Below are 11,973 nucleotides of genomic sequence, written 5' to 3' on the forward strand. Positions count from 1 at the left end.
TATCAGCCATCAGCCCATCAGCATAATAGCTTAAAGGGCTGATGTCTGTAGAGTAAAGTTTCAATTATACTTTTTGCTAATTCCAAGACAGTTTTAAGCTAATACTGCTGGAACACGCATTGCCCTTGTTAACTCTGCTGCTACTTCAGGACGAGAGAATTCTGGTGGGGGTAATTCACCACGACGCAGCATTTCCCGGACTTTTGTCCCCGACAGGTGAACCCGTTCTTCTGGTTTGCTAGGACTGGTTTTGGTTGTCGCCATTTGTTTGGTGCGTGTGCAATAAAAAGCGTGTTCAAACTTCATTGGCACAATGCCCAATTCTTCAGGCGCAAACTCATCAAATATATATTGAGCATCATAAGTGCCGTAGTAGTCACCTACACCAGCATGATCTCGCCCAACTATAAAATGTGTACAGCCATAATTCTTGCGAACTAAAGCATGGAAAATAGCTTCCCTTGGCCCAGCATAACGCATCGCCGCTGGATTAATAGCTAATATTACTCTATCTAAAGGGTAATAGTGTTCCATCAAAATTTCATAGCAACGCATTCGCACATCAGCGGCGATGTCGTCTTCTTTAGTCGCCCCTACTAATGGGTGTAAAAATAGACCATCTACAGTTTCTAAGGCACACTTTTGAATATATTCATGGGCGCGGTGGATAGGGTTGCGAGTTTGGAAACCAACGATAGTTTTCCAACCTTTCTCTTTAAACATTTCCCGTGAAGCGGCAGGATCAATTTGATAGCTGGGAAACTGAGGATGGGAATCACGTTGTAATAACCAGATATCACCTGCAAGATTTACAGAACCTTGATTGTAGACTACTTGCACGCCGGGATGTTTGGCATCATCAGTGCGATAAACATTGATGGCTTCGTGTTTTTTGTCATAGGTATATTTTTCGGTAAGTTCTAAAACCCCAATAAACTCACCATTAGGATTATCCAAACGGACTAAATCACCTTCTGTCAAAGGGGCTGCAACTTCTTCTGTTACAGATAGTGTAATTGGTATTGACCAGACAAGACCGTTAGCCAGCCGCATTTCTGCTACTACTCGGTTGTAGTCTTCTTGGTTCATAAAACCAGTCAGCGGACTAAAACCACCGATTGCAATCATTTCTAAATCAGAAACTGCTCGCTCATCCAGTGTAACTCGTGGCAAGAAGTCGGCTTTGGAGAGAAATGTTTCTTTTTGTGCGGGTGTAGCAACCCGGTTAACCAACTCTCCACCGTGGGGGGCAATGGCATCTTGATGGTAACTCAACGTGATTCTTTCCCTATAATTGTTGCGAACTATGTATTAATTTATCAAATTGTTGGTACACATAGTACAAATTCTTAAAACTTTTTGTAAATTGCCGGTCGGAAAGGGTGAGATTGGGAAAAGAAGGCAGGGGGCAGGGGGTTGCTTTAATCAATGCTGTATAGTACAATAGTATTATACTAATATAATAATTTATCAATGCTGGAAATTTAATATACTTTTTATCAATAATATATAGTTGCCGAAATTATAAAGATGGAAGGAATTAAGTATGCTCAATTGTAATGATATTGCCAAGTATTTTCTGGCTCAGACGGACGAAGATGCGGGAGATTTAATGTCTAATCTTAAGCTGCAAAAGTTACTTTATTATGCTCAAGGTTTTCATTTAGCATTGTATGATCAACCTTTGTTTTCAGAATCTATAGAAGCTTGGACACATGGGCCTGTAGTGCCTGAAGCTTATCATATATATAAAGATTATGGTTCTAATGCTATTCCTATTCCTGAAGATATTGATTTTTCAAAATATGATCAGCAAACTCGTGAACTACTAGATGAAGTGTATTCTGTTTATGGTCAGTTTTCTGCATGGAAATTATTAAGCTTAATTCACGAAGAAGAACCTTGGAAAAATGCACGTCAAGATAATATAATTATCAGTCATCAAGCTCTCAAAAAACACTTTAAGACGCAGCTTGTGAATGCAAATGAGTAGTAAAAAAAGATTTAAACCACCGCAAAAAGAAAGAGGAAATAAACTATCTGCTCCACCTGATAAACACGAAATACCCCCGGAACAACAACCCCCTATATTTTCTTTACATTATCTAGAAGGGGAATATTGCATCACAAAATGTGAAAAAGATGATCAAGCTGCATTTGCTTTAAAAATTTATCGACTTAGTAAATTAACTTGGAGCCAAATACAGTCACAAGATAGACATAAACTTGGTTATGAGAAAATTTCGAGAGATGCTATTAAAGCACCAATTCCCGGTTTTATTACAGAAGATGTAAACTTTATTGCTTTTCGCTTTTCTGGTATGAAAGCAATGGTAGGCTATAGAGATGGAGCTATATTTTATGTTATTTGGTTAGATAGAAATTTTACTCTTTACGATCATGGTTAATTACTGTTTGCATATAGTAAATTTTTAATCTAATAATTACACTATAAAAACTTGCTTTGCTGTCAATTTCAAATCGAGAAAAATTGCAGAAACAATTTGATCATTATTTTGAAATAATTGCTTTTGATATTCATCCTCTACTAACGTACAAATTGTAATAGTTGGCTGCTTGGGTTTGCCAATATATTCTCTACCACCAATGCCTAAATAATCTACAATCCAATATTCAGATATACCTAATAGGGCGTAATCTTCAACTTTACGGGCGTAGTCGTTTTGCCAATTTGTACTCACGACTTCTGCAATTAGTTTAATTGATTTTCCTGATGTAATTACAGGTTCTTGTTGCCATAATGGTTCATTAATTAGTTGTGTTTGGTCTAACACAATCACGTCGGGACGAAAGGCTGTGTCTGTTCCCAATAGTTTGATTAAGCAACGATGGGGAATAAAATATGGTAAGTCGTGATGATCAATTTCTACATTCAGTTTTCGCCCAATTAAAGATGATACTTGTTCATGGGGTCCTGTTGGTTCCATTGCGATTAATTCCCCATCAATGAGTTCATAATTATCATGATCACCGTACTGAGTAATAAATTCATTAACTGTGATCAATTTGAGGGCTGATTTTACCATTATGATTTTTCCTCACTATTAGCTCAATCTTGGGAATTACATCAGTTTTCATGTATTTTTACCACACTCTTATTTTCTCTTCCTTTGCGCCTTTGCGCCTTTGCGTGAGATTTAAAAATGTAGTTTATTTACCTGAAAATCGCTGTAACTAAAACTGTTCGATAATTCCCCCACCTAATACCTTATCCCCGTCATACCAAACCGCTGCTTGTCCAGGGGTAATGCTGAATTGCGGTTCATCAAATACTAAACGCACACGATCGCATTCTAAAGGAATTACTGTCACGGGTACAGGTGCGGAACGATAACGAATTTGCACTTCTGCACGAATGGGGGTTGCAGGTTCAGCAATAGAAACCCAATTTACTCGGTTTACTGTACATTCTGCCTCAGTTCCTTTAGTGCGATCTCCTACAACTACTCTGTTATTTACAGCATCCAATTCAATCACATACAACGCTTCCGGTGCAGCAATCCCCAAACCCTTACGCTGTCCGATTGTGTAATGATGCACTCCATCATGTTGACCTAAGATTTTACCAGTAGTATCAACAATATCGCCTGGTTTAGGAGCTAGATATTTATCCAAAAATGCCCGCATGGAACCATTACTTTCCACCAAGCATAAATCTTGACTTTCTGGTTTATCGGCAGTTTTTAAGTTGTATTCGGCCGCCATGCGTCGGGTGTCGGTTTTGTTCAGTTCACCCAAAGGAAAGATAGAGCAACTTAGTAAATCTTGAGACAAATCGTAGAGAAAGTAAGATTGGTCTTTGTTGCGGTCAACTGCACGTAACAATTGGTAACGGTTAGTAGTTTCATCGTAGCGTATTTTGGCATAATGACCGGTAGCAATGCTGTTGCATTCCCATTGTTCACGGGCATATTTTACCATCGGCCCAAATTTCACAGTTTTGTTACATTGGGAACAAGGCAACGGCGTAATTCCCACACTGTAACCAGTGACTAGGAAATCAACTATCTCTGTTTGAAAGACATCCCGAATATCGACAACTTCATGAGGAACGCCCAATTGTTCACAAATCTGAGCCGCGTCGATCATTCCTTCAGAGCAACATTGCCCTTTACCTTTCATGAGCCAAAGAGTCAAACCGATTACATCATAGCCCTGATTGTGTAGAATAGCGGCAGCTACAGAACTGTCAACGCCACCTGAAAGACCAACGACGACTTTTTTCATAAACCACACTTTTAAAGTGCTAACTTTTGATTGCTAGTAGAGGTTTTTCATCCTAGCACAGCACGGGAATTACCAGACTTTCCAATTGTAGCATAAACTTCTGTAAACCCTTGGTAGAAAAGCACTTCGGTTTTTATGCTTGATGCAAGTATTGAAAATCCCGAATTGGCTGATTAAAATGATGTCTGCTAGGAAATGTGTAAGACCATTTAGTTGAAAAAATATATGTTTAGTAAAATGTCCAGCCAATTTACTCCCCTATCCATACTTGCTCTAGCTTTTGGTGGATGGTTGCTAGTAATTCCCCAATATAGCCCAGCACAAGCCCAAATATCCAAAAATGGTTTTTTAATAGGGCAATCAGCATTACCCCAGTTGAAACCAATGCCAGCATTAGAGTTTAATCAATATAACCAGAATTCTGATTCCTACTCAACCACACAAATTAGTCAATATAACCAAAACTTTGAACGCTATTTTGTCTATGTTGACAGCAGTAATATGCAAATACTTCAACGAGTCCGTCAGGTTGAGAGTAATGCTTATATTCGGGAGTACAATGGACGTAACGTTATCCAGTCAGGTATTTTTAGCCGACAATCTAATGCCCAACAACGAGTGAGAGAACTGGAGTTAAAAGGTGTTAATGGCGCTCGTGTTGTCAGTTTCTCCAACGCAGAAACAGTATCTTCCTCTTCTGGTAGAATGATATTGCCAAGTATTTTCTGGCTCAGACGGACGAAGATGCGGGAGATTTAATGTCTAATCTTAAGCTGCAAAAGTTACTTTATTATGCTCAAGGTTTTCATTTAGCATTGTATGATCAACCTTTGTTTTCAGAATCTATAGAAGCTTGGACACATGGGCCTGTAGTGCCTGAAGCTTATCATATATATAAAGATTATGGTTCTAATGCTATTCCTATTCCTGAAGATATTGATTTTTCAAAATATGATCAGCAAACTCGTGAACTACTAGATGAAGTGTATTCTGTTTATGGTCAGTTTTCTGCATGGAAATCCTATTCCCTATTCCCTATTCCCTATTCCCTATTCCCTATTCCCTATTCCCTATTCCCTATTCCCTATTCCCTATTCCCTATTCCCTATTCCCTATTCCCTATTCCCTATTCCCTATTCCCTATTCCCTATTCCCTATTCCCTATTCCCTATTCCCTATTCCCTATTCCCTATTCCCTATTCCCTATTCCCTATTCCCTATTCCCTATTCCCTATTCCCTATTCCCTATTCCCTATTCCCTATTCCCTATTCCCTATTCCCTATTCCCTATTCCCTATTCCCTATTCCCTATTCCCTATTCCCTATTCCCTATTCCCTATTCCCTATTCCCTATTCCCTATTCCCTATTCCCTATTCCCTATTCCCTATTCCCTATTCCCTATTCCCTATTCCCTATTCCCTATTCCCTATTCCCTATTCCCTATTCCCTATTCCCTATTCCCTATTCCCTATTCCCTATTCCCTATTCCCTATTCCCTATTCCCTATTCCCTATTCCCTATTCCCTATTCCCTATTCCCTATTCCCTATTCCCTATTCCTAATGACTAAAGAGCAAATTGTAGTTACTGCTGCACAAATGCGGGATATTGAGGGGCGAATATTTGCCGCTGGGATGCCTGTTGCAGCTTTGATGGAAAAGGTAGCGGGATTGATTAGCGATCGCTTACAGGCTATTATTCCCCAAGGACAGCGTGTAGGAATTCTAGTCGGTCCCGGTCATAATGGTGGTGATGCTTTAGTTGTAGCTCGTGAATTGCACTTTCGCGGCTATCAAGTTTGGATTTATCAACCTTTTTCTAAACTAAAAGAATTAACTTCCCAACATTTCCAATATGCTCAAAGTTTAGAAATTCCTTGTTTTCAAGAAATTGATAAATTACCAAGTTGCGATTTTCTGGTTGATGGATTATTTGGTTTTGGTTTAGAAAGAGAAATTACCGATACTGTTGCTACTGCAATTAATCATTTTAATGAATGGAATCAGCAAATTATTAGTATTGATTTACCTTCTGGTTTACACACAGATACAGGTGAGGTTTTAGGAACGGCTATTCGCGCGACTCATACATTTTGCTTAGGTTTGTGGAAACAGGGTTTATTGCAAGAACAAGCATTAGAATATATTGGCAAAGCCGAATTAATTGATTTTGATATTCCCTTAGCAGATATTCATGCTGTTTTAGGAAATCCACCGAAAATTAAACGCATAACTACCAAAACTGCACTTGCTACTTTACCTTTACCTCGTTCCCCAGTTACACATAAATATAAATCAGGACATTTACTATTAATTTGTGGTTCAAGACGTTATGCAGGTGGAGCAATTTTAACAGGTTTAGGTGCGCGGGCTTCAGGGGTAGGAATGTTATCAATTGCTGTACCTGAATCTATTAAACCTTTGTTGGTGTCGCATTTACCAGAAGCTTTAATTATCGATTGTCCAGAAACAGAAACGGGAGCAATTTCTCATTTACAATTACCAGGAAAAACCCATTTAAGTTCATTTACTGTAATTGCTTGCGGTCCCGGTTTAACTCAAGATGCTATGCCAATAATACAACAGGTAATTGAAAGTGAAGTTCCTTTAATTCTTGATGCTGATGCTTTAAATATCTTGGCACAATTAGGAACTATTTCTACTTTACAAAAACGGCAAAATACAACAATTCTCACACCCCACACAGGTGAATTTCATCGTTTATTTCCTGATATTGATTTTAAAGATAGGGTGAAAGCAGTACAAACAGCAGCATCACAAACTGGGGCTGTAGTGTTGTTAAAAGGGGCAAGAACCGCCATATCTAGCCCTGAAGGTGTCGTTTGGATCAATTCTGAAAGTACACCAGCTTTAGCCCGTGGTGGTAGCGGTGATGTGTTAACTGGTTTAATGGGGGGAATTTTGGCGCAAGTTGCAAATAAACAAGTTAGTATTGAAGATGTTGTAGCAACTGCGGCTTGGTGGCATTCTCAAGCGGGTATTTTAGCAGCAGAAGATAGGACAGAATTAGGTGTTGATGCTTTTACTTTGACGCAATATTTGATGGAAGTTTTGAAATGGTCGGTTTTGAAAATGAGCGGTAATGTGATTTCCTAAGGAGGAGTAGGCTTTGTTGATATCATGTAAGTTAGAATGAGTTAGGGTTAATCTAACATTCATTGAATGGGAAAAACTAGGAGGGACATAAATGATAAATCAATCTTTTGTCAATACTCAAAGTCTCTATGAACAAGATTTTTATTTATGGACAAAAGCGATTGTTCAGCATTTAAAAGAAAATAGATTTAATGAAATAGATATACCTAATTTAATTGAAGAAATTGAAAGCATGGGTAGAAGTGAAAAGCGGGAGTTAAAAAGCCGTTTAATTGTGCTATTGATGCACTTACTAAAATGGCAATATCAACCAGAAAAACGCAGTGAAAGTTGGCGCAGTACGATTACTGAACAAAGGATTTGTATTGAAGCATTATTAGAAGATAGTCCTAGTTTGCAACCTTTACTTACAGAAGTATTTGCAGATTGTTATGATAAAGCTCGTCTGAAATTATCTGAAGAAACAGGGATTAAGTTGAATTTCTTTCCAAAAGAATCTCCTTTTACTTTAGATGAGACTTTGAATGATTATTTTTTAAAGAATTAAGCTATTTTAACAGGTAAATATCAATGAATTTTTACACAGTTCTACTCAGATAAAGTTCTATTTACTGGGTGGGGTTATATTTAGAAAATGGTATTGTTGGACAGGGAGATACTCCAGACTTAATTCCAATAGGTCAATCTTTTGAAGTTGCATGATAAACAACTTAACATGGAATTTTTAAAGATATAATATTGGTAAGCAACCAGAGGAGGTTAAAAAATATATGACAGCACCTCAACTAGCACTAACCACAAACTCTAATCTTTACGAACAAGATTTTTACTTGTGGATAGAAACAACAGCCAAGCAATTAAAAGCAGGTAAATTTGCAGAAATTGATTTAGAAAATCTGATTGAAGAAATCGAAAGCATGGGAAGAAGCGAAAAAAGGGCATTAGAAAGTAATTTAGTAGTGCTTTTAATGCACCTGTTAAAATATAAATATCAGCCAGAAAAACGCTCTAAAAGTTGGCTTTCGACTATCTTTGAACATCGTCGTAGATTAAATAAACATTTCCAAGATAGTCCTAGTCTAAAAAAATATTTTTTAGAAACATTTGCAGAGTGTTATCAAGACGCACGTCAGCAAGCATCTATAGAAACTGGTTTAGAGTTAGATATTTTTCCCTTAGAATCTCCTTTTAATACCGATGAATGTTTAAATCAAGACCTTTTACCTGATTAATTAAATTCCTAATTCTTATCCTCGTCATTTTCCTGTTAAGAACTCATCACACCTACACCATCTCTAACCAGATGACCATCTTCCATATAAACAATGCGGTCGGCTATATCTAAAATCCGATTATCATGGGTAACAAGTAGAATTGTACAACCATGCTCTTTCGCTAATTTCTGCATTAATTCTACCACATCCCGTCCCGATTGCTTATCCAGTGCGGCTGTGGGTTCATCTGCTAGGACAATTTTCGGTTGACTTACTAATGCACGAGCAATAGCCACTCTTTGTTTTTGTCCTCCTGATAAACTATCTGGATAGTAATTAATTCGATTTCCTAATCCTACTTCTTCTAACATTGCTTTTGAGCGATTGAGCATTTCTTGAGTTGAGATTTTCGGATGTATTTCTAAACCCATTCTCACGTTTTGAATTGCAGTTAAGCTACTGTGTAAATTATGAGCTTGGAAGATATAACCGTTATTTCGTCGCGCTTGGGTGAGTTGTTTAGCATTAGCGTTACACAGTTCATTTCCTAATATTCGCAAACTTCCAGATTGAGCAGAACGTAAACCACCAACTAAAGTTAATAATGTGGTTTTTCCTGAGCCTGATGGTCCTGTCATGATGACAATTTCACTAGCATTGATGGTGAGGTTGATATTAAATAAAACTTGTTTTTTGAGTTGTCCAGTTCCGAAGTAATGATCAAGATTTTGGACATCAATTACTGGTTGTAAAAAGTTAATCTGTTGCATAGTTGAGGATGTTTAAGAGGTTTTTCACGCAGAGACGCAGAGGCACAGAGAGTAATTTTTGAGATGTTGATTCTGCTGATTCTTTAATACTAAAAATTCTGACTCCTGACTCCTGACTCCTTACTTCTTTCTTTAAAACATATCCGCAGGATCGGCTGATTGTAGTTTGCTAGTTGCTATTGTTCCGGATATTGCACACATGATGATTGTTAGTATTAGGACTATTAAGGCTCTGGTTAAGGTCATATATATAGGTAAATTAGTGGCGTTTCTGGCTAGTTGATAAATTCCTAAAGGTACTATAAATCCGGGAATGAAACCTAATGCTGCTAAAATTATTGCTTCTTCAAAAATTACGCCTAATAAATATGAGTTTTGATATCCCATTGCTTTAAATGTGGCGTATTCTTTAAGATGGGAATTTACGTCTGTGGAAAGAACTTGATAAACAATAATTACACCTACAATAAATCCCATTGCTACGCCTATAGTGAAAATAAACCCGATGGGGCTTTCTTTTTTCCAAAAATCTTCTTCAAATTTGATAAATTCTGCACGAGTGAAAACTTTTACGTCTTCATTGTTTTTCAGGTGTAATTTTAATGCTGCTGCTACCTGTTCTGGTTCATATCCGGGTTGAATGGCAATTAAACCAAGATTAATACTTCCTACTTGTCTTCTAGGAAAGACGCGTAAAAAGTTTTCGTCACTAGAAATTATCGTCCCATCTGCACCAAAGGATGCTCCTAATTTAAATAATCCACTAATATTAATTGTCCGTTTTTCTATTTCTGTGCTGACAGTTTTACCTGCGTCTATTTGACTAAAAACTTGATCGTAATCTCCTCTGGCACCACGATCAAAAAGAAAGTTATCGGGTAATTTAATTTTATCTAATTGTGCGTTGACTTCTGGTATATTTAATGCAGGTTGCTCAGGATTAAAGGCTATTGCTTGTACTGTGGTTTTGCGGCGTGTTTGGGGATTTTTCCAGGTGACTAATCCGATATACATGGCTTCAGCCGATTTTACACCTTGGACATCAGTAGCTTGAAACAGCCTCCTCCGTGAAAAGGTGGACATATTTTGCATATTCCGGCTTTGGGGACTTATGAGAACGATGTCTGCAAGAACAGCGCGGTTTAAGGTGGTATTGCTGTCATACAAGGCGTTCTGAAAGCCAAGCTGCATAAAAATTAGCACATCTGCAAAAGCAATCCCTGATATAGCAACTAACAAGCGGCTTCTACTATGGCTGAGTTGCAACCATCCTAGAGGTGTGCGTCGTTGGAGTTTTTGAATAAATCCTATCATAGTGAAATTACTGCCTTAACTTGCAAATTTGTAAATTTTGCTGCTTTCTTGCTTGAGGCTTCATCTAGCTGTACATAAACTTCAACAACTCTAGAATCAATATTTTCACTAGGGTCAGAATTAATCACATTTTGCCGCTGTACTTTCCAACCAACCCTATCTACAGTTCCTTGTAATTCTCCTGCTAGGGAATTGCTAGATATTTTTACCTGTTGTTGGGGTCGGATTTTACTAATATCACTTTGGTAAACTTCAACTACTGCATACATCTGATTAATTTCCCCAATTTCTACAATTCCGTCATTAGATACTACTTCCCCTGCACGGGTGTAAATGTCGAAAATTACACCATCTTGGGGTGATTTCACATAAACTTGATCTAAATTAGCTTTTGCTTGTTGGGCTGCGGCTTGGCTGCGGTTAATTTCTGCTTTGGCTGCGGCTATGTCTACCGGACGGATTTCGGCTATTTGGTTTAAGGTGGCTTTAGCAGCAGTGACTTGTTTACTACCAGTGGCATTAATTCGAGTGAGGGCAGTTTTGGCTTCACTAATTTGCTTGCGTCCAGTGCTATCAATGCGGTTGAGGTTTACTCTAGCTTCACTTAACTGTTGGGTGATGGTATCAAAACTGAGACGTTTTGTATCAAATAAAGACTGAGAAATTGCCCCATCTTGGTAAAGTTGCTGATAGCGTTGCAGTTCTATTTGAGCATTTTTGAGTTCGGCTTGTAGTCTATTAATTGTTGCTTGTTGTGCGCTTGTCTCACCTTGCCATTGCGCTTCTAATCTCGCAACTGCTTGTTTCTGTCCGGTTTCATCTCCGAGCTTTTGGGCTTCTATTCTGGCAATATCGGCTTTTTGTGCTTCTATTTCGCCTACTTTCGCCCCCGCTTGCACTTTTTCTAAGTTTACCTGGGCAACTTTCACGGCTGCTTGGGCTTCTTGGTAAGCGGCTTGGAGACGAGGACGATTATCTAAAATGCCTATTACTTGCCCAGCTTTAACTTTATCCCCTTCTTTAACCAAAAGTGTCTCTACTCGGCTACCTTGACTAGATGTAGGTGCGGAAAGTTTAATTACTTTTCCTTTGGGTTCAATTCTCCCTAATGCTGTCACCGTCTTGATTTGCGGTGTAGTTATTTGGGAAGCGGGTATTTCAGTGGTTTTGGATTGAAGCTGTAACAATCTATACCCTTTAATTCCTAGAATTGCGATAATTATGGCTGTTGTCAGCAATATCAGTTGACGGGAAGTAGGTTTCAAAAATGCGGAATCTTTAGCTGTTACATCACGCACCATAAGTTTTCCC

At 38.2% G+C, this 11,973-nt stretch carries 12 protein-coding genes and 1 pseudogene; 7 read left to right on the forward strand and 6 right to left on the reverse strand.

Features of this window, described 5'->3' with window-relative positions; translation table 11 throughout:
• Nucleotides 1-93 precede the first annotated feature (93 nt).
• Nucleotides 94-1,275, reverse strand: coding sequence for a sulfate adenylyltransferase (sat, locus tag A9Y75_RS10410; protein ID WP_071189484.1), 1,182 nt, complete (start codon nt 1,273-1,275; stop codon nt 94-96).
• 271 nt (nt 1,276-1,546) lie between these two features.
• Between sat and A9Y75_RS10415 the strand changes: the two genes are divergently transcribed.
• The gene (locus tag A9Y75_RS10415; RefSeq protein ID WP_071189485.1) at nt 1,547-1,993 is read left to right on the forward strand and encodes a type II toxin-antitoxin system antitoxin SocA domain-containing protein; all 447 of its coding nucleotides are present in this window, start codon (nt 1,547-1,549) and stop codon (nt 1,991-1,993) included.
• Nucleotides 1,980-2,408, forward strand: a complete 429-nt coding sequence (locus A9Y75_RS10420; protein WP_236721368.1) for a hypothetical protein — start codon at nt 1,980-1,982, stop codon at nt 2,406-2,408. The genes A9Y75_RS10415 and A9Y75_RS10420 overlap by 14 nt, the downstream gene beginning before the upstream one ends.
• 36 nt (nt 2,409-2,444) lie before the next feature.
• On the opposite strand, the gene A9Y75_RS10425 is transcribed toward A9Y75_RS10420, so the two are convergent.
• A complete protein-coding gene (locus tag A9Y75_RS10425) occupies nt 2,445-3,047 on the reverse strand; it encodes a Uma2 family endonuclease (protein WP_071189486.1) in 603 nt (200 codons plus the stop codon).
• Nucleotides 3,048-3,195: 148 nt separating this feature from the next.
• On the reverse strand, nt 3,196-4,248 hold the full coding sequence (gene mnmA, locus A9Y75_RS10430) for a tRNA 2-thiouridine(34) synthase MnmA (protein ID WP_071189487.1): 1,053 nt from the start codon (nt 4,246-4,248) through the stop codon (nt 3,196-3,198).
• Nucleotides 4,249-4,485: 237 nt separating this feature from the next.
• Here mnmA and A9Y75_RS10435 point away from each other — a divergent pair, with 237 nt between their 5' ends.
• From A9Y75_RS10435 to A9Y75_RS10450, 5 genes and pseudogenes are all read left to right on the forward strand, one after another.
• Nucleotides 4,486-5,007 (forward strand): hypothetical protein, encoded by a 522-nt coding sequence (locus tag A9Y75_RS10435; protein ID WP_177176149.1) that lies wholly within the window; start codon nt 4,486-4,488, stop codon nt 5,005-5,007.
• Nucleotides 5,007-5,255 (forward strand): annotated as a pseudogene (locus tag A9Y75_RS29540) (type II toxin-antitoxin system antitoxin SocA domain-containing protein); the annotation flags it as partial. The gene A9Y75_RS10435 and the pseudogene A9Y75_RS29540, both read left to right, overlap by 1 nt.
• 555 nt (nt 5,256-5,810) lie before the next feature.
• Nucleotides 5,811-7,364: a bifunctional ADP-dependent NAD(P)H-hydrate dehydratase/NAD(P)H-hydrate epimerase gene (locus A9Y75_RS10440; protein ID WP_071189677.1), complete on the forward strand. Its 1,554-nt coding sequence runs from the start codon at nt 5,811-5,813 to the stop codon at nt 7,362-7,364.
• A gap of 91 nt (nt 7,365-7,455) precedes the next feature.
• Nucleotides 7,456-7,911 (forward strand): DUF29 domain-containing protein, encoded by a 456-nt coding sequence (locus tag A9Y75_RS10445; RefSeq protein WP_071189489.1) that lies wholly within the window; start codon nt 7,456-7,458, stop codon nt 7,909-7,911.
• A 223-nt stretch (nt 7,912-8,134) separates the two neighbouring features.
• A complete protein-coding gene (locus A9Y75_RS10450; RefSeq protein WP_071189490.1) occupies nt 8,135-8,596 on the forward strand; it encodes a DUF29 domain-containing protein in 462 nt (153 codons plus the stop codon).
• A 35-nt stretch (nt 8,597-8,631) separates the two neighbouring features.
• On the opposite strand, the gene A9Y75_RS10455 is transcribed toward A9Y75_RS10450, so the two are convergent.
• The 3 genes from A9Y75_RS10455 to A9Y75_RS10465 all read right to left on the reverse strand — a co-directional run bounded on the left by A9Y75_RS10455 (nt 8,632) and on the right by A9Y75_RS10465 (nt 11,963).
• Nucleotides 8,632-9,348: a DevA family ABC transporter ATP-binding protein gene (locus A9Y75_RS10455; RefSeq protein ID WP_071189491.1), complete on the reverse strand. Its 717-nt coding sequence runs from the start codon at nt 9,346-9,348 to the stop codon at nt 8,632-8,634.
• A gap of 132 nt (nt 9,349-9,480) precedes the next feature.
• The gene (devC, locus tag A9Y75_RS10460) at nt 9,481-10,662 is read right to left on the reverse strand and encodes an ABC transporter permease DevC (protein WP_071189492.1); all 1,182 of its coding nucleotides are present in this window, start codon (nt 10,660-10,662) and stop codon (nt 9,481-9,483) included.
• A complete protein-coding gene (locus tag A9Y75_RS10465) occupies nt 10,659-11,963 on the reverse strand; it encodes an ABC exporter membrane fusion protein (protein WP_071189493.1) in 1,305 nt (434 codons plus the stop codon). The genes devC and A9Y75_RS10465 overlap by 4 nt, the downstream gene beginning before the upstream one ends.
• Nucleotides 11,964-11,973: the final 10 nt, after the last annotated feature.

This window comes from Trichormus sp. NMC-1 (genome assembly GCF_001858025.1).
In the GTDB taxonomy this organism is placed as follows: Bacteria; Cyanobacteriota; Cyanobacteriia; order Cyanobacteriales; family Nostocaceae; genus Anabaena.